Here is a 20303-nt window from a genome sequence, read left to right on the forward strand (position 1 = left end):
GGGCTTTCCGCACCCGCTTGCATTAGAACGTGTTCGGCGCATCACACTGGTACTGGCCTGTTCATCAGCACGTTCTAATCGAGATCCAACTCTGCCAACAATTCTGTGATCTCTTCCACTTCTTCAAACGTCAAATCATTGGCACTAAAGTCGCTTGGCGTATATTCACTCTCTTCTTTGTTCAAGCAGTGGGTGATGATTTCGCGCAACCACCACAGGAACCTGTCAGCCAATCTGGTAATGGTTTCATGCCGATGTGCCCCCGTATGATAGTGGAAATGTACCGACAACTGTTGTTCCATCACGATGCCCACAATATTTAGGAGATGTGGGATTTCAGACAAGGGGCTTAGTTCATCCCCTTTAGGCATGGGCGATTGAACGAACAAATCCGTCGACATCTCTTGGTCAAACTGTCCCAGATAGTTAAAACTCAACTCAGGTTCCATGTTGAAAGGTACATCGTGTTTGTGCGAAGGGGCGGTCAAATAGCGCAAGATGCCGTAACCCAAGCCTTTATTGGGAATTTGACGCAATTGTTCTTTCACTTGCTTGATGGTGTCCGACAATTGCTCCGATTCCACCTCGATCACCACGGGGAACGTAGATGTGAACCAACCCACTGTTCTCGTCAAATCAAGGTCTTCGGCAATTTCTTCCCGACCGTGCCCCTCCATGTTGACCGTCACGATTTTGCTTTGGTTCCATTCGCTGATGGTCAGAGCCAACGCCGCCATCAGCACGTCATTTATTTCAGTGTGGTAAGCGGCATGCACTTCCGTCAGGAGCTGTCTGGTTTCCGCTTCGGGCAATGTGACCGTCACCGTCTTGCAGCCGTTGATCGTCAACGGTTTATCCACCGGAAAATCTTTGGGCAAGGCAGAAACGGGCTTCTCCTCAATCTGGCGCCAGTATTCCTTTTCTCGCAACAACTCGGGACTGTTGGCGTACTCCTCCAATTTATGGCTCCACTCTTGAAACGAACTTGTTTTCGGCGGTAGCTGAATCGGCTTGCCTTGCATCACTTGTTGGTAAGCCGTGGCAAAGTCTTCCATCAGAATACGCCAAGATACTCCGTCAACCACCAAGTGGTGAATGCTGATCAAAAGATGATCTCCCGACTTCGTCTTAAACAAACCCACCTGCATTAATGGTCCCTCTACGAGGCGATGCTGCCGTTGCAATCGTCCGGCTTCCCGCTCGATGCGACCTTGAAGATCCAGCTCCTGTGACAGGTCAAAGACGGTGAAGGCAAAATGGTTTCCTTCCAAACCACGGTTGATCTGCTTCAAGCTCTCCCCTTCTTGGTGATAAACCATGCGCAATGCATCATGGTGAGCAACCAACGCTTGGAGCACCTGCTTCACCGCATCCGCATCCCAGCCCGTTTCCCGGTATAGCATCATCGCTTGGTTCCAGTGGTGCGCTTCGGTAAATTGCTTATCGAAAAACCACCGCTGGATTGGGGTGAGCGGCACCTCTCCCGTAACCGGCCCCCACTCTGCCGCATGTGTCTCCAACCATTGAACGCGCGTAGCCAGCTCGGCAATCGTCGGATATTGGAATAGATCATTGATTCTCACTTTACAACCATGTTGCTTCAAATAGGCGACAACTTGAATCGCTTTAATGGAGTCTCCACCCAACTCCAAGAAATGGTCTTGGGTACCAATCCGTGCAATCCCCAGCACTTTCTGCCAGCACGTTGCCAACAACCGTTCGATATCGGTAGCAGGAGGAACATGGTCTACCCCTGTCTCCGATGGTTCCGTCGGTTCAGGCAGGGCACGCTTATCCACTTTGCCGTGCGGGGTGAGCGGAATCTTATCCAGCAGTATAAAATGGCTTGGAATCATGTAATCCGGCAATGCATACGCCAAGTGTTGCCTTAGCTCCGCGACGGTCCATGGACCCTTCTCCGTGAAATAAGCGCAGAGATAGGAATACCCACGTTCATCTTTCCTGGCTATGACCACCGCTTCATGGACAGCGGGATGCTCTAACAACCGTGTAGTCACTTCTCCTAATTCAATCCGATGTCCACGGATTTTCACTTGGTCGTCAATGCGGCCCCAATATTCGATGCTGCCATCCGGCAACCAACGGGCCAAATCCCCCGTTTTGTACATACGCTCACCCGGGACAAACGGGTTTGGCACAAACTTCTCCGCCGTAAGATCAGGGCGCTGCCAATAACCACGGGCCAAACCCGCTCCGCCGATGCAAAGCTCGCCCACAACTCCCACCGGCAACAATTGATGTTCGCGATTTACGATATAAACCTGTTGGTTTTTGATTGGCCTTCCAATCGTCACTTTGTCCATATCCGGTGTGAGGCGCGCCAATGTCGCGCAGACGGTTCCCTCTGTCGGCCCGTATTCATTGATAAACGTACGTCCCTGCCCCCATGTTCGCACCAAATCCATCGTGCAAGCTTCTCCCGCGCTGATCACTGTTTTCAGATCTGGTAATGCTTCATAAGGCACGGTGCGCAATACAGAAGGAGGCAATGCTGCAGTCGTGATCCGGTTTCGCTTCAAATACTGCGTCAATTCGCCCAACAGGATGTCACGATCCTCAAAGTAGAGGGTCGCTCCCGTAAACAAAGCGGGGAAGATTTCGGCCACTGAAGAATCAAAGCTAATCGAAGCAAATTGCATCACCCGGCTGTGTGGTTCAATTTCCCGCAATGGGCCCAGCAGGCCAAGGTTGCACAAACTACGATGCTCAATCATCACTCCCTTGGGTTTGCCGGTCGAACCGGAAGTATAGATCATGTAGACCAAATCGGTCGGCTCGTTAACCGGGGTCAGATTGGAATCGTCTTCAGCATAGGCTTCATCGGCTACGATCACATGGCCCCGGTAATTGCCAGGAATTTCTGTCCCGCGATGAACCAACAACCATTTTGCCTGACTGTCTTCAAGCAGATACTGAATGCGGCTTTCAGGGTATTCAGGGTCGATCGGCAGATATGCGCCGCCCGCTTTCATGATCGCTAACATGGCAATGACACACGCATGCGACCGTTTCATCATCAACCCGACAATCTGGTCACGAGTCACCCCTTGCGCCCGCAACACCCGAGCCAGTCGGTTGGCGCGCTTGTTCACCTCGCTGTAAGTCAGCGCCTCTTCTCGATACACAACGGCCAATTGTTCGGGTGAACGTTCCACTTGCTCTTCAAACAGCTGGTGAGCCAACGCCCGGTCACGGTAGGGCGCCTGAGTGGCATTAAATTGGTTGAGAATTTGCATTCGCTCCGCTTGGGTTGTCAGTTCAATCCTGTCGAGCGTTATGTCCGGATCATTCACAATCTGTTCCAATATGTGCAGGTAGTGGCCGATCATACGCCTTACCGTCGCTTCCGTAAACAAGCTCGTGCTGTATTCCACCATTCCCGTGAGGAATGTGCCGTCGGTGAAGAGCCAGCTCAGGTCAAACTTCGAACTATTCCATTCCAACTCATCCGGCGTCAGTGTCGCTCCGGGCAACTGCAAGACCGGTGGGGAAATGTTTTGCATCCCGAGCGTTGTGTCAAACAACGGCGTCCGGCTCATGTCACGTTGTCCACCCAGCTTTTCAATCAATTCCTCCAGCGGGTAATCTTGGTGTTGGGTCGCCAGCAACACCTTTTCTTTGATTTGCGCCAAAAGCGATGAGAAACTTTCCCGCAACCGGGGCTGGCTACGAATCGCCAACGTGTTGACAAACATCCCCACGATCTCATGTGTGTCCGCATGTGAACGACCTGCCACCGGCGCCCCCACGATCACATCTTCTTGACCGGTATACTTGGTCAGTAACACCGCATAAGCGGCCATCAATGCCATATAGGGCGTTGCTCCCCGTTCTTCCGCCAACTGCTTCAATTTGCCGCTTAATGTTTCATCGATGGTGAAGGTGAGATAACTCCCCTCAAAGCGTTGTACCGGCGGGCGCGGAAAATCAGCCGGCAATTCCAAAACAGGCAATTCCCCAGACAATTCCCGCAACCAGTAAGACTCATGCACACGCTTGGCTTCTTGTGCAGCCTCTGATTGTTGCCACACAGCCACATCCTTGTACTGCAACCGTAGCTCCGGTAAGTCCTCGCCTTGATACAATTTGGCGAAATCGGCAAACAGCCGCTCCATTGAAACGCCATCCGCAGCAATATGATGCAAATCCCACATCAAGAAGGCTTCCCCCGCGTCCACACTGACCACTCCGACTCGGAATAAAGGTGCCCGTTCCAAGTCGAAGGGGCGGATAAACGCTCGCATGATTCGTCTGGCATCCTCTTGATCAGCGGCTTGCTCATACTCTATGGCAACAGCCGCTTCTTGATGAACCTGCTGTACCAATTCGCCCTCAAGGAGATGGAACGAGGTGCGTAAGGACTCATGCCGTTGCACCAGCTTGGTGACCGCCTGCTCCAGTCGCTCCAGATCAAGCTGTCCCCTGACCCGGAAGAAATACGGCATATGATATCCCGTACCGACCCCATCTATCTGTTGAAGCGCATAAAGGCGCTTTTGCGCAGAAGTGACCGGATAGTGAGCAGCTGGCGGTGCGGGGTTGATTTCCCTATGCGCATTGTGATCCAATTCCGACAAATATGCCGCCATTTCTCTTACGGTCGGGCGAGCGAAAATTTCGCGTAGCGGCATCTCCATGTTCAACTCTTTATGGATCTGAGCCGATAACGACATTGCTGTCAACGAATGCCCGCCCAATTCAAAGAACCGGTCATCAATGCCCACGCGCTCCTTCTGTAACACTCGTTCCCAGATGCGGACCAGTGCTCTCTCCAAGTCTGTCGTTGGCGCCGCATACACGCGCTGGCCACTGATGTCCGGTTCGGGCAACGCCCGCTTGTCAACCTTGCCATTGGCGTTAACCGGCAACGCGTCCAGGCCGATGAAATAGGTTGGCACCATGTAATCCGGCAATATGCGCGACATGTGCTCTCGCAATTCCTCTTCCGTCCATTCGCCTTCCGCCGTGAAGTATGCGCACAAGTAGGTTTGGCCCGTTTCGTCCGTTCTGGCCGTGACGATCCCTTCCCGTACTGCAGGATGTGTCAACAACCGGTCGGTCACCTCTCCCAATTCAATGCGGAACCCGCGCACTTTGACTTGCTCATCCATCCGCCCCAGGAATTCGAGAGTGCCATCAGGCAACCAGCGCACCCGGTCTCCTGTCCTGTACATTCGCTCCCCGGGGGCGTATGGGTTGGGCACGAACTTCTCCGCCGTCAATTCTGGGCGGCCCAGGTAGCCCCGTGCCAAGCTCTCGCCGCTGACGCACAATTCACCCGGCACACCAACCGGCACCAATCGCCCATCTGCTCCCAGCACATACACCCGGTTGTTGGCGATCGGCTTTCCGATCGGCAATACCTCCATGCCCGGCTTCACCTCTATGCTGGTGGTGACAACCGTATTCTCTGTCGGGCCATAGTTGTTCACTACCCGGTATGGCTGGGGCCGCACTTGTTGCAAGCGATCTCCACCCACCAACAGCGTCTTTAAGCTTCTGTTCTCCAACCGCATAAACTGTTCCGCCAACTGTGTCGGTAAGAAACTGATCGTGATCCCCTGTTCCTCCATGTAACGGTTTAATCCCGCCACATCCAGCCGCAGCTCTTCCGGAATCACATGCAGGGTAGCCCCGGCCAGCAGGTACGGATACACTTCCCACACTGATGCATCGAAACCAAAGCCCGCGTATTTCGTTGCCCGATCCGCTTCTGTCACCCCGAATTCGCGGATGTGCCACGTAGCCAAGTTGAGTACCGCGCGGTGTTCCACCATCACCCCTTTGGGTTGGCCCGTCGAACCGGAAGTGTAGATCACATAAGCGAGATCATCCGGTTGCCCTTTCTCCGGCAATGCGCTTCGGTCTCCTGCCTCCCAATCGATTTGATCCAGCCACAATACCCGGTCAATCCATTCCTCTGGCACATCCACGCCACGCTCGGCCAACAACAGCTTCGCTTGTGCGTCCGCCAGCATATAGCGAATCCGCTCCTCCGGATACTCGGCATCGATCGGCAGATAAGCCGCCCCTGCCTTCAACACCCCAAGCGTCCCGACCACCATCGCCAATGATGGGCGCACCATAATACCGATAATCTCTTCCCGCTTCGCCCCTCGCTCTTGTAGCAAACGGGCCAGTCGATTGGCACGGGCATCCAATTCGCCGTAGGTCAGCGTCTCCTCCCGGTACACCACTGCCGTCCGTTCGGGCGTGCGCGCCGCCTGTTCCGCTATACACTCGTGCAGGGTTCGATCTCTTGGATACTCCGCTTCCGTTGTGTTAAACGCGTTCAGCAACCGATCTGCTTCTGCTTCAGAAACAATGTCGAGCTCATCGATTGAACGCCGGGGATCGGCCACCACTTGTCTGATTAAAGCCTGTAGCGAAGCGAACAGCTGCTCCATTTGCTCTTGCGTGAACACTTCCGTCGCGTAAGAAAACTTCAATGTGATCTGTTCACCCGGATAAATGACCAAACTAAAAGCATAATTGTCCTGCTCAAATGCTTCGATCCGTTCGATCACAAACCCCGTGCCCGCATAAGCCTTTTTCAGCGCGGACATATCCAATTGGTAGTTTTCAAATGCGACGATATGGTCAAACAGTTGGTTACCCAACGACGTGTGGGTCTGGATCTCTGCCAATGAGGAAAAGTGAGCCGGTTCGGCCGCCAGATTCTCCTGTTGCAACTGCGCAAGCAATTCAGCAAACGAGGTGGTTTTGTCCCCGCGAACGCGCACCGGCACTGTATTGATGAAAAGACCCACCATTTCATCCACCTGAGGCAAGTCAGCCGGACGACCGGATACAACCGCACCGAACACCACATCGCGCACACTGTTCATTTTCTGTAGCAAGACGCCCCACAATGCTTGTAACACCGTGTTGACAGTCACTTGAGCTTGGCGTGCCAATTGGCCGAGTCGTGCCGTCCACTCGTGGGACAGTGTGAAAATCCGTTCTGCCTTTTCTTTCACGACTAACCGCTTTGGTGGATCAGTCTGACCAAAGAGTGTCGTTTTTTGCTCAAAACCTTGCAGATAGGATTCCCAAAACGCTTGAGCCTTCTGATGATCTCGTTCTTGTAACCACTCGATGTAGCGACGATAAGGAACCGGAGCGATCGCCGGCAACGTCTCCCCGCACATCCGCGCTTGATGCCACGCCAGCCAATCCTCAAGCAAGCGCTTGAGGCACCATCCATCTATCAACAGGTGATGGACGCTCCAAATCAACCGGTATTGTGCATCTCCCATTCGAATCAAGGTGAAGCGGACTAATGGCTGTTGCAATGAGGCGAAACCGCGCTGTCGGTCTTCCGCTTTCAACCCGGTTATGCGGACAGAACGTTCCTCTTCTGGCAAGCTGGTGAGATCGACAAATGAAAACGGAACGGAACAAGATGTCAAAACCACTTGCACAGGCTCGCTTAATTTCTCATGCACAAAGACTGTACGCAACATGCCATGTTGTTGCACAAGCACATGTAAACTTTCTTCAAATTGGGCCACATCAATCTTCCCGGAAATCTCCAACGTAAATTGTTCAAAGTATTGCAGACGGTCTTGCAACGAATGGAACAGCATCCCTTTTTGCAAAGGGGACAACGCATACACATCTTCAATCTTCTGTTCGTCAATCAGTGTGCGCACGTGATTCCAATCGTCCCATGTCAACGGATTCGTTCCAAAATCACTCGGTGTGCGTACCGTCGTCCGCCACCCCTCGCAGTGAGCCACACATTCTCGAAGATATTGGTCGAAGCGGCCCGCCAACCGCTCCACCGTCTCAGGAAACAGCCACTCCCGGTTATACGAAAAGATGAAATGTAGCTTTCCGTCGACCACCATACCACTGATCGACAGGGCATGTTTATCCGGCGTTTTGGGACTAAACCAGGTTCCCGTCGGCAATGGTGATGAGCCCAATCCTTCCTCCGCAAACTGGCCCAAATAGTTGAAACTGATTTCCGGCTCCAAGGCAAACGTCAAATCCTGCGTGTGTTCTGCTTCCGCCATATAACGCAAAAGACCATAGCCAATGCCTTTGTTGGGAATCCGCCGCAACGTTTCCTTCACTTGTGGAATGGCGTCAGCCCAGTTGTCATAGCGCAAGTCGAACACGACTGGGTACATGGTGGTAAACCAGCCCACCGTTCGCGACACATCTATGCCCGGAATGATCTGCTCACGCCCATGCCCTTCCAGATGGAGCGCAATCCGTTCTTGGCCTGTCCACTCTTTGAGCGCCCGACACAAGGCAGTTAACAACAAATCGTTTACATCTGTGTTGTACGCATGATGGGTTCTGGTAAGAAGCCTGTTTGTCTCTTCACGGTTCCAGCTCCAAGTCATGTCGACCTGTTCTCCCATCGTCGGATGGCCAGAACCCTCGCTGTCTTTAGGTAGTGGTGCAATCGCTAATGTCTCCTGCTGCTTCCAGTAATCGCGCTCTTTCAGCACAACGCCGCTATTAGCCACCTCTTTCAACTTAGCCGCCCAAAGTTGAAAAGAATGCGTCTTGTCAGGGAGTTCAATATCTTTTCCTTGTTCGTCCGCCTCATAGCACGCGTGAAAATCCTCCAGCAAGATCCGCCACGACACACCATCTACCACCAAGTGGTGGATCACGATCAACAGACAGTCTCCCTGGTCCGTCTTGAACAGCCCCAGCCGAACCAACGGCCCCGTTTCCAATGACAAGCTTTGTTGCAACCGGTTCGCAACCTGTTCGACACACGCTTTCACTTGCTCGTCCCCTTGGCCGCGTAAGTCGGTCTCTTCCAAGGTAAAATGCTGTCCGTCCATTCCCCGAACCCATTGGATGACGCCCGTCTCCGACAATTGATAACCCATGCGCAACGCGTCGTGGTGCTTGACCAATGCCCCAAACGCTCGCACAACACTCTCCGCCCGCCAACCGGCCTCTTTGCGCAACATCACCGCCTGATTGAAATGATGCGGTTCTGGGGAACGCTTGGAGAAATACCATTGCTGAATCGGAGTAAGTTCCACTTCTCCGGCAATTTCTTCTGCCTCGGTCAACCGCTGGCGAGCCGGTTGCACCCAGGGTGCCAAGGTTGCAATGGTGGGATGGCTAAATAGTATTTTGGTTTCCAGCCGCAAGTCATGACGATTTAGCAATGCCGCCATCCGGATCGCTTTGATGGAGTCTCCACCTAATGCAAAAAAGTTGTCATGAATCCCGATTTGCTCCATTCCAAGCACTTCTTCCCAAATACGGGCAAGCAAATGCTCCATCTCAGTCGACGGCGCCGCATACACACGCTGGCCACTGATGTCCGGTTCGGGCAACGCCCACTTGTCAACCTTGCCATTGGCGTTAACCGGCAACGCGTCCAGGCCGATGAAATAGGTTGGCACCATGTAATCCGGCAATATGCGCGACATGTACTCTCGCAATTCCTCTTCCGTCCATTCGCCTTCCGCCGTGAAGTATGCGCACAAGTAGGTTTGGCCCGTTTCGTCCGTTCTGGCCGTGACGATCCCTTCCCGTACTGCGGGATGTGTCAACAACCGGTCGGTCACCTCTCCCAATTCAATGCGGAACCCGCGCACTTTGACTTGCTCATCCATCCGCCCCAGGAATTCGAGAGTGCCATCAGGCAACCAGCGCACCCGGTCTCCTGTCCTGTACATCCGCTCCCCGGGGGCGTATGGGTTGGGCACGAACTTCTCCGCCGTCAACTCTGGGCGGCCCAGGTAGCCCCGTGCCAAGCTCTCGCCGCTGACGCACAATTCACCCGGCACACCAACCGGCACCAATCGCCCATCTGCTCCCAGCACATACACCCGGTTGTTGGCGATCGGTTTTCCGATCGGCAATACCTCCATGCCCGGCTTCACCTCTATGCTGGTGGTGACAACCGTATTCTCTGTCGGGCCATAGTTGTTCACTACCCGGTATGGCTGGGGCCGCACTTGTTGCAAGCGATCTCCACCCACCAACAGCGTCTTTAAGCTTCTGTTCTCCAACCGCATAAACTGTTCCGCCAACTGTGTCGGTAAGAAACTGATCGTGATCCCCTGTTCCTCCATGTAACGGTTTAATCCCGCCACATCCAGCCGCAGCTCTTCCGGAATCACATGCAGGGTAGCCCCGGCCAGCAGGTACGGATACACTTCCCACACTGATGCATCGAAACCAAAGCCCGCGTATTTCGTTGCCCGATCCGCTTCTGTCACCCCGAATTCGCGGATGTGCCACGTAGCCAAGTTGAGTACCGCGCGGTGTTCCACCATCACCCCTTTGGGTTGGCCCGTCGAACCGGAAGTGTAGATCACATAAGCGAGATCATCCGGTTGCCCTTTCTCCGGCAATGCGCTTCGGTCTCCTGCCTCCCAATCGATTTGATCCAGCCACAATACCCGGTCAACCCATTCCTCTGGCACATCCACGCCACGCTCGGCCAACAACAGCTTCGCTTGTGCGTCCGCCAGCATATAGCGAATCCGCTCCTCCGGGTACTCGACATCGATCGGCAGATAAGCCGCCCCTGCCTTCAACACCCCAAGCGTCCCGACCACCATCGCCAATGATGGACGCACCATGATCCCGATAATCTCTTCCCGCTTCACCTCTCGCTCTTGTAGCAAACGGGCCAGTCGATTGGCACGGGCATCCAATTCGCCGTAGGTCAGCGTTTCCTCCCGGTGCACCACTGCCGTCCGTTCGGGCGTGCGCGCCGCCTGTTCCGCTATACACTCGTGCAGGGTTCGGTCTCTTGGATACTCTGCTTCCGTTGCGTTAAACGCGTTCAGCAACCGATCTGCTTCTGCTTCATCCATCAGAGTGAATGATTGGAGTTCCTTTTCTGTACCCGAAACTACCTGCTCCAGCAACCGTATATAATAGCCAATCCACCGTTCAACCGTCGCCCGCTTAAATAAAGAAGTGTTGTATTCTACGGTGAAATGAAGGGTTTCCTGTTCCTCCGCTTCCCATGTCATATCAAACATGGATTGCTTCCATTTCCACCCCGTAAACGGCTTTACATCGATCCCCGGCAATGCGAATGGCTCTTTGTCGACATTTTGCAATACAAACACTGTGTCGAACAATGGGTTGCGACTGCCGTCTTTTGCGCTGGGGAGCGTCGCCAGCTCTTCCAATGGATATTCTCCATGTCCATACGCGGCCAGGACGTTTTGTTTCACCTCTGCAAGGTATTGGTGGAAGGTAAGCTCCGGTGTCGGTTGCGACCTGAGCGGCAACGTATTGACAAACATGCCGAAAATCTGCTCCGCTTCCGCCTGGGTGCGGCCGGCAACGGGAAAGCCTACCGCCAGATCGGTTTGCCCCGACAATTTGGCCAGCATCACCTTATATGCCGCAAGCAAAACCATAAACAGCGTGGCCCCTTCTCGTTCACTCACCCGTTTCAGTTGATGAGTCAATTCCACGTCCAAACGGAACCGAACCTTTTCTCCTGCAAACTGTTGGAGCTTCGGACGCGGCCGATCAGTCGGCAGTTCCAGAACAGGCCATTCCTCATTAAACTGTTGCGCCCAGTATTCCCCCTGTTTTTGGCAAGCGGGGGTGCGCTTCCATTCCTCTTGCCACACCGCCACATCTTTGTAGTGCAGAGCGAGCGGAGGCAATGTTTCCCCGCGGTACAGCTTGCTCAGCTCGCGGCGAAAAATCCGCTCGATAGAAAAGCCGTCTGAAACAATGTGATGAATGTCAATCACCAACACATGCCGCTCTTTTCCCAAATGGATCAGGCCCGCTCGCAATAGAGGTGCTTGCCGCAAATCAAACGGGCGGATAAATTGCTCGATCCATGTTGCGGCCTCTGCTTCATCCTTTGCCTCACATTGTTCCCAAGGCACTGGCACCGCCGGCTCCACTTTTTGCATCACCTCGTCCTCAACCAAGTGGAAGGAGGTACGCAATGATTCATGCCTGTCCACCACAGCCTGCAAGCTTTGGCGCAGACGTGCTACATCCAACCCGCCCGACAGTTCCAGCACCACGGGGTTATGGTAGGTTACCCCGATATTGCCACGTTGCTCCATCGCGTACAATCGGCGTTGCACCGAAGTCACTGGATAATACTCCCGCTCCGCCACGGGTTGGAGCGAAGCGGTGGTATCATGATTCGCTTCCCGCACCATTGCCGCCATTTCGCTTAGCGTAGAGCATTCAAAGAGGCGGGCGATATGAGCATCCATCCCAAATTCGGCACGGATGCGCGCTGCCAGCATCATCAGGTGCAATGAATGCCCACCCAACGCGAAAAACTGATCATTTAATCCAACCCGATCTACTTGCAACACTTCTTGCCACAGCCCGGCCAGCTTCACCTCGACTGGATCTGACGGCGCTACATACCTACTCTCCGGCGTTGTGTTCGCCACTGGCTCCGGCAACGCTTTCCGGTCCACCTTGCCATTGGGGGTAAGCGGCAACCGCTCCAAACGGATAATATGAGCAGGGATCATATATTCAGGCAATTCCTGTGCCAGATGCGCTCGCAACTCGCTGTCACCCACCGGCTCAGTCTCAACCACATATGCACACAAAACAGACTGGCCTGAGGAATCTGCGCGCGCCACCACAACACCATCTTCAATGGCAGGGTGCTGCAACAGCACATTGGTGATTTCTCCGGGTTCTATCCGGTATCCGCGGATTTTCACCTGGTCGTCGATCCGCCCTAAGAACTCCAAATTCCCGTCGGGCAACCACCGAACCAAATCCCCCGTTTTATACATGCGTTCTCCCGGTGCAAACGGATGGGGGACGAATTTGCTCGAAGTAAGATCATCGCGCCCCAAATAACCCCGAGCCAAACTGTCTCCGGCCAGGCAAAGCTCTCCCGGGACGCCAATGGGCTGCAATTGCCCTTCCTCACTCAGCACAAACGCTTGGTTATTGGCAATCGGCCTACCGATCAAAATCGGCCCCTCCGGCTTCACTTCATAGCAAGTGGCGACAACCGTGTTTTCTGTCGGACCGTAGTTGTTAAACAGCCGGTACGGTTGCCGACGCACCTGCCGCAACCGGTCTCCACCTGTCAAGAGCCTGGTCAAGGTGCGGTTCTCCAAACGCATAAACTGCTCCGCCACCGGTGTTGGAAGAAAGCTGATGCTCACCTTCTCCGCTTCCATGTATCGGTTCAACGCCTCCACATCTAAACGGAGCTCTTCAGGGATGACAATCAGCGTCGCTCCTGCGATCAAATAGGGGAAAATCTCCCATACAGAAGCGTCAAATCCAAATCCGGCGTATTTCGTAGCCCGATCCTGCGCCGTCACTGCAAACCGTCTCACATGCCAACTGGCCAAATTTACCAGCGCTCGATGTTCAACCATGACTCCTTTTGGCTTGCCAGTCGACCCCGATGTATAAATCACATAAGCCAACTGATCAGGACTCCCTGGTGTTTCAACGTCGAAGAGGCTTCCTTCTTCCCAAGCAATGCGATCCAAGAATAGTTTGCGCTCCTTCCAGCCGACAGGAAGGGGAAGTCCGGTTTGTGTAAGCAACAGGGAGGCACGGCTGTCCTGCAACATGTAATCAATACGCTCCAACGGATAGTGAGGATCAATGGGCAAAAAGGCGGCCCCTGCTTTTAACACCCCCAAAATGCTAACGATCATCTCCAGTGAAGGCTTTGCCAAAACCCCCACGATCTCTTCCCGTTCCACGCCCCGGTCGCGCAAAGCACGAGCCAGTTGACTTGCCCGCTCGTTCAATTGCCGATAAGTCAATTTTTCCTCTTTGAATACCACCGCCACTTGATCTGGTGTGCGCTCCGCCTGTCGTTCAAACAAGGCATGGATGGTCTGGTCGTGGGAATAAGGCATCGACGTATCATTAAAGGCGCGCACCAAAGCCTCTTTTTCAGCCTCAGTCAGCAAATCGATGGCATGCAATGCTTGCTCAGGATGATAGACAAAGGCTTGAATCACTCGCGCGAAGTGTTGGCCAATGCGCCCAATCCATTCTGAGTCAAAACGTCTTCGGTCAAATGCAAAACGCAAAGTTAACGTGTGGCTAATCCAAATCTGAGTATGCAATCTAAAAATGGAATCATTAGATATAAGTAAATGTTTATTGTATTCAGAAAATATATTTTGCTGATTATCCATCTCATCCAAGTCAGACTCAATCACCCACAAAAGATGCTGCAAAGCATCCGGAGCGATCCCTGTCCACTTCTCCAATTCCGACAACAAGACGGCCTCAACCTCTGGATGCCCCATATTCTTAGCAACCACATCGTAAACCGTCTCCCCTTTGGTGCATTGCACCCGGCGTAATTGGATAGCCAGCTCATCATCGCTTTCCTTTCCGCCCAAAGGGGAAACCGAAGCGAACACCACATCATCCACACGATTGTATTTCTGCAACAAGACTCCCCACATCAAACTGATCAATGTGGGAACCGAGACATTCATTTTATCTGCCAAAGCGCTGATTTCTTTAGTCAACAGGGAATCCAACTGCAAGAAGCCCACACCGTTATGGTCGCCAGCCTCATGCCATGGACCTTCCGCGATCCGTTCTGGTACGATCGGAATGCTATCATTATACCCACGCAAATATTCTTTGTAATATGTCCGATCTTTCCGCTCTGGTTGAACCAATTCATTATAGGACATAATTACCCTCCGACATCGGTTTGATGGTAAATTTATATTATTTTCAAATTGCAACTACGAGTTTATCGGAATTTTCAATCCATGTCAACGTTTGATGGATTTATTCTCCGCAACAACAAATGACCAGATTTAATTTTAAAAAACGAATAAATACATTAACTAACAACAAAATAAACTAAGTATCCCACAAAAATATTTATACTTATTGCAAATCGAATCATTTATACCCCTCTTCTCTAAACCACCTCTTTTCTTTTAAAAAAAACATCCTCCACCCGGCCTGATTTTCTATATTTTTCCTATTTTATAATTCTATCTCTTCCTTATCTCCCCTCCTCATAGAATAAAACAGCAAGAGATCGCCGCGATTTTTGAAGCGATCTCTTGCCAATGTCTTTCAAACCATGTTGCCGCCATACAAAATGAAGCGACCCTTGCCAAAATCAGCAAGAGCCGCTCCGTCCGGTCATACCCAGTTTCCATTGCGAAACAGCGGCACCACCCGTCCCTCTACCGTTACGGCATCGATGTCCAGTTCTGCTGTGCCAACCATGAAGTCCACATGAATGACGCTTTCATTCAACCCATTGCCCGCTCTTTCTTCCTTGGACATCGTTACACCATCCTCAATGCAAAACGGATAAGCCGCTCCGAGGGCAAAATGACATGAGGCATTTTCGTCAAACAAGGTGTTTCGGAAAACCACGCCCAACTTGGACAGAACCGAATCATGGGGCACCAAGGCGACCTCCCCCAAATGAGCGGCACCAGCATCCATCTGAAGCAACGCCTGAAGCGAAGCATTCCCTGTCTCCGCTTCTGCCTGCACAACCCGCCCGTTTTCAAAAGTCAGTGTGAAACCGTCGATTACCTGGCCATGATATACCAACGGCTTACTGTTCCGCACCCGCCCATTTACTCCGTTACGCACTGGCGCGGTGAACACTTCCTCCGTCGGGATGTTGGGAAGAAAGTAGACGCCTTGTCTGTTCTTTAATCCTCCGCCCAACCAGCGGTGGTTTTTAGGCAGTTCCACTGTAAGCTCTGTTCCAGGCCCCCGGTATTGTAACCGCGTGAATTGTTGATCATTTAACCAAGCCGTCCGCTCTTCCAATCGGTTGGCGTATGCTTGCCAATAAGCCAATGGATCGCCATGGTCCAAACGCGTTGCCAATTTGATACTCTCCCACAGTTTGGCCAGAGCCGCTTCTTCCCCCAACTCCGGAAATACCACATTAGCCCATTCCGCTGTGGGCACCACTCCGATCGTCCAGCTTATTTCCCCACCTTGCGCCAGTTCTTGATATTTTTTCATCGCTTTGCCCATCGCCTTCGTCACGGTGGCGATGCGCGATGTTTCCACATCTTTCAACAATTCTGGTTTGGGGGTCAAAATAGAAATGACCGCCGCCCCTCCCTCAATCATGCGGATGAAGTCCTCCACTTTGCCTTCAGGCACGAAAGCAAGCGTTTCCTCCGGCGCCATGCGCAACCGGATACGATTGATCTCATCATCAGACCAATCAACCAATACATGGGGCGCCCCGGATTCATAAGCCACCTCAACCAGTTTGTGCACCAGCGGCGCGGCATCGGTTGACGCCCGAATAGCCAGGTTTTGACCCGGTTGCAAGTTGACACCAAGTTGGACCAACAACCTGGCGTAAGTGGTCAATTCTTTTGCTTTCAACATCGTCTCTACCTCATTCCGCCCCCATATATTACGTATCGCAGGGAATAGTCAGCTTATCTGATGGTTTGTTTTTCGTTTGTATTATAAAGCGTGACCGCGAGGGCTCACAAGACGGTGCGCGTACCTCCTCTTTGTCACCCGCGCGTTGGCGCCAGATGGTTGGCAGTACTTGGCATGGAGGGCGGAAATAGACCCCCTCTGGCAGTTCAGACTACAATTCGCCTAATTTCATCAACCCAGCAAACACGACTCAGTTTGTGCGGGATTTTACTTGTTCCCGCTGGTAATAACGCATCAATTCCGGTGTCAACGATTGGCTAATCAGACGATTAGCCTCCGCTTCGCCCTGCGCTTCGATCAGAGTCACCTTGCGGCTCGTTTCCGCTTCATTCAGACGCTGTCGGGCCAATTGCTCTTTATTGGCCGTCTCGCGCAATATGTATTGATGTTCAATATCAGACTCAACAAGCTTCTGCAAACGTTGCCGCATCCGCTCATCAACGCGCAAATCAGTCAAGGCCAATCCTTCCAATCCAATTCCGTCTTTCGCCAATTCCCGTTTCACCTCGGCTTCGATCTCCCGGCAGACAGTCTCTCTTTGTGTGGCAAACAGACTGACCACCGAATGCCGAAGCGCCACTGTCTGCATGGCAGCTTGCAACCGCCCCCGCAAAATTTGCTGCCGCGCATCTTCCCAATCCTCCTGATGCAAACGTTGCATCAACCCGGGCAAGCGGGCGGGTTGCAAGTGATAGCTCATAAACACATCGATCTGCACCCGTTGTCCGTCCTTACTCACCACAGATACGGCTTGTCCCTTTGCAAACGTTGCCATTTCGGTAGAAACAGGATACGCCGTCACCGATTCCCACGGCCAATGAAGGTGCAACCCATCTCCCAACACTTGCGGATGAACGCCACTGAAATAGTTGAATACCACGCCTTGGTGACCGGCTTCTACCATTGACAGGCAGCTCCCCAGCAACAAAACAATCAGTATGTAGCAAACCAACACCGCAGCAAATCCGATCCACTGCTTTTTGCGCTTTTTATGTGATTTGACTGGCATCCTTGCGTTTGGTCCCCCCTTTTTTCCGCGGAATCTTCTTTTTTTCAATCGATTCGCACTTCGTCAGCAAGTAATTGCCCATTCGTTCATACCACGGATACAAACCGACCAACAATAACCCTCCTAAAAATAGGACCAGAAGTATGGACACCGTTCTCCCCTTTTCTTTAAAAATATAAAATCCTCACACCATAAAAAAAACAATAAGGACAATGCTCTTTTATTATAAGGGAAACAAGCGTCAGGTCAAATCCCTCTATTAAAAAACTGAAAAAATTTCTGCATCCGTTTCATATTACAAAAAAATGACCAAAACACCAATGAACGAGAATTTTGATAATGTCTATCTTCCATTTCATAAAAAGACATCTATTACATTTTCAGGGATACTCCCTCGGCCAGAGTCTCCCCATTGTCAGCTCTCATACTTTCTCCCTGCACATATCACACTACCTGTAAATGGACAGCCAAAGGAGGGTCTTCGGTGCCGTTGATCGAAGCAAATGGAACAAGGTTGCATTATCATCTTGCAGGACAAGGTCCCGCTCTGGTTTTCATCCATCCTCCCCTTATCACCAGCGCGGTATTTCGCTATCAGATAGCTGAACTCACGACGTCCTTTCGCGTTCTGACATTTGACATTCGGGGTCACGGAGCCAGCGACCCGTCCCCCACTCCGCTGACATATCCATTGATCGCTGAGGATATCAGGCAACTGCTTAACAAACTAGGGTGTGTCTGGCAAATCAAGTTGGTAGGGAAGAAGCGGCGGAAAAAGCTTTTCTCGAGGAGCGCCTCGCCACGCGTGAAGCGAATGAGAAAATGGTTTTGGAGCCGCTAGCCTATTCATCAGACACGCTCTAGGCATTGAAGAAGCTTACTTATGTGGATATTCCACCGGTGGAAGCATTGTGCTAGAAGCATTGCTTGCCCATCCGGATCGCTTTGCAGGAGGGATTCTAATCAGCGCCATGTCGGAAGTCAGCACACTGTACCTCAAAGCGGCCATTAGAGCAGCGACCCACTTATGCACACCCCTCTGTTTCCGGTCTTTGGCCACTATCTTGTCCTGGAGCAATGCCGATACGCCATTGACATTTGCCAATCTCCACCGCGCCGCGTGCCAAGGCGATCCAAAAAACATCCAGCAATATTTCGCATTTAGCCAACAGTACAATTGCACCAAGCGACTGATAGAGATAAAGCAACCGATATTACTTCTTTATGGAAGTAAAGATCGTAGTTTTCACAAATACACCAAGCTACTTCAAGCCCGGCTTCCTCAAGTGACTACCCAAGAAATCAAGAGCAAACGCCACCAACTTCCCACCAAAGCCTGGCGGCAATGCAACCAGCTCATCTCCGACTGGCTCACGGCAATCACCAACAATACAGGCCCCGTCAACACGGTCTAATGAATCACTCTCATAACAACCTGCTTTCGAACATGCAGACAAAGGGCTGACGGGTCCTTTTTCCGGTGCCGCATGTTTTTCCTGGTTTCGAACGATACTATCATCGGATGATGTTTTTAGGGAGGCGTTGTGATGATCTTATCGCTTGAAGAGATGAACATCCTGTCTGAGCGTTTGGAGAAAGAAGAAGCCCGGTTGCACGAAGCCAATATGCGCGAACCAGGCCGTAAAGAAGCGGAGCACAGCTTAAATTTGATCAGTAGCTTGCAACGCAAGTTGCGCGATGTGGATGCCGACCTGACCGAACAGGAACGCACCTATATCATTGACTTGTTGCGAGAAGAAGTGTCCCATATACACGGATCAGGAACCGGAGTATATCACTCCATCATCAATAAAATGGAACTCTGAGTTACAAACGGGAAGCATCTATCCTTTCGCACAAACAAATCCCCCTCTAACGTGGATGCGGGTCATCAAAATGGCAATGCCCGTGCACCAAACGATTGTGGTGCACGGGCATCCGGTTTTGGATACTTAAACCGCCGCCTCGTTGCGATGTATTCATCGCACCCTTAAGGCCATTCATGAACAGTTGATGGACAACAAACGTAAAATTTAAGTTCTCACATGGTCATCAGAGTTGAGAAAATGCACAAACCGGCCTCGTTCATTGTATTCAATCAAATGAATCCCCGCTTCACTGGTATGAAAATAGTAGTCGTGATGAACTGGCAAACCTAAAAAACTTTCCAATATCCGTGAAATCATCCCTTCATGGGAGACAATCGCGATACGACGATAAGGTTTACTATAATGTTTAATATATGAAAATACGTGCTCGGCTCGCGCACGAAATTCAATACCTGATTCTCCTGTCTCACCCAATTTCACATGTGGGGGGAGGTTCCTGGGAACCGATTTGCCCGCCTGCGAACGGCCAGCAAGCTTTCCGTTGTTATGCTCTTCCAATTCGGGGAGATAGTTAATAGGACAACCAATCGTCCTGGCCAAAATGGATGCCGTTTCACTTGCTCTTTTTAATGTGCTCCCCCAAATATATTCGGGCGGAAACGCTTCCTTCACCCGCTCCGCCATCTTATGCGCCTGTTCCACACCTGCCGGGGTCAACGGAAAGTCAACCCTGCCCTCGTGCACCTCCAATGCATCCGCTTCGGATTGTCCATGCCGGATCAACAAAATTTGCATTACTTCTTCCTCCTTCTAAAGCAGGCACTGTCGCCACGTAACCGGTTTCGTTCCGGCAGTTTGTAGCTCATGCTCTGTTGTCGATTTCCCCTTGATGTAAATATCCTTTCATCGTTCCCGCGCCTGAAGAAGTTACGGCCTTAAGCAAAATGGACTAAAGTGACACTGATGTCACACCATCGGGGCGGTTCGCTTGTCTTCCATGTGATTCGCCACGGGTTGTCGTGTTTTTAGAACACTGCCTCAGTTCATTATAATGAGAA

At 51.9% G+C, this 20303-nt stretch carries 8 protein-coding genes; 3 read left to right on the forward strand and 5 right to left on the reverse strand.

Annotated elements, in window-relative coordinates; all coding sequences use genetic code 11:
• Positions 1-74: 74 nt before the first annotated feature.
• The 4 genes from NYR52_RS09665 to NYR52_RS09680 form a co-directional block, all read right to left on the reverse strand.
• Positions 75-14654, reverse strand: a complete 14580-nt coding sequence (locus NYR52_RS09665) for a non-ribosomal peptide synthetase (protein ID WP_259435554.1) — start codon at positions 14652-14654, stop codon at positions 75-77.
• 466 nt (positions 14655-15120) lie between these two features.
• The gene (locus tag NYR52_RS09670; protein WP_132223606.1) at positions 15121-16347 is read right to left on the reverse strand and encodes an aminopeptidase; all 1227 of its coding nucleotides are present in this window, start codon (positions 16345-16347) and stop codon (positions 15121-15123) included.
• A 250-nt stretch (positions 16348-16597) separates the two neighbouring features.
• Positions 16598-17416: a prohibitin family protein gene (locus NYR52_RS09675; RefSeq protein WP_259435555.1), complete on the reverse strand. Its 819-nt coding sequence runs from the start codon at positions 17414-17416 to the stop codon at positions 16598-16600.
• Positions 17397-17528 (reverse strand): hypothetical protein, encoded by a 132-nt coding sequence (locus NYR52_RS09680; RefSeq protein ID WP_022738948.1) that lies wholly within the window; start codon positions 17526-17528, stop codon positions 17397-17399. Before NYR52_RS09680 ends, NYR52_RS09675 begins: the two co-directional genes overlap by 20 nt.
• Positions 17529-17900: 372 nt before the next feature.
• Between NYR52_RS09680 and NYR52_RS09685 the strand changes: the two genes are divergently transcribed.
• From NYR52_RS09685 to NYR52_RS09695, 3 genes are all read left to right on the forward strand, one after another.
• Positions 17901-18257 (forward strand): alpha/beta fold hydrolase, encoded by a 357-nt coding sequence (locus NYR52_RS09685; protein WP_259435556.1) that lies wholly within the window; start codon positions 17901-17903, stop codon positions 18255-18257.
• A gap of 7 nt (positions 18258-18264) precedes the next feature.
• A complete protein-coding gene (locus NYR52_RS09690) occupies positions 18265-18831 on the forward strand; it encodes an alpha/beta fold hydrolase (protein WP_259436749.1) in 567 nt (188 codons plus the stop codon).
• Positions 18832-18963: 132 nt separating this feature from the next.
• The gene (locus NYR52_RS09695) at positions 18964-19242 is read left to right on the forward strand and encodes a hypothetical protein (RefSeq protein ID WP_022738951.1); all 279 of its coding nucleotides are present in this window, start codon (positions 18964-18966) and stop codon (positions 19240-19242) included.
• 207 nt (positions 19243-19449) lie between these two features.
• Here NYR52_RS09695 and NYR52_RS09700 read toward each other — a convergent pair whose 3' ends face one another.
• On the reverse strand, positions 19450-20040 hold the full coding sequence (locus tag NYR52_RS09700) for a histidine phosphatase family protein (RefSeq protein ID WP_259435557.1): 591 nt from the start codon (positions 20038-20040) through the stop codon (positions 19450-19452).
• Between the last annotated feature and the right edge of the window lie 263 nt (positions 20041-20303).

This window comes from Laceyella sacchari (assembly GCF_024927925.1).
Taxonomy (GTDB): Bacteria; Bacillota; Bacilli; order Thermoactinomycetales; family Thermoactinomycetaceae; genus Laceyella; species Laceyella sacchari.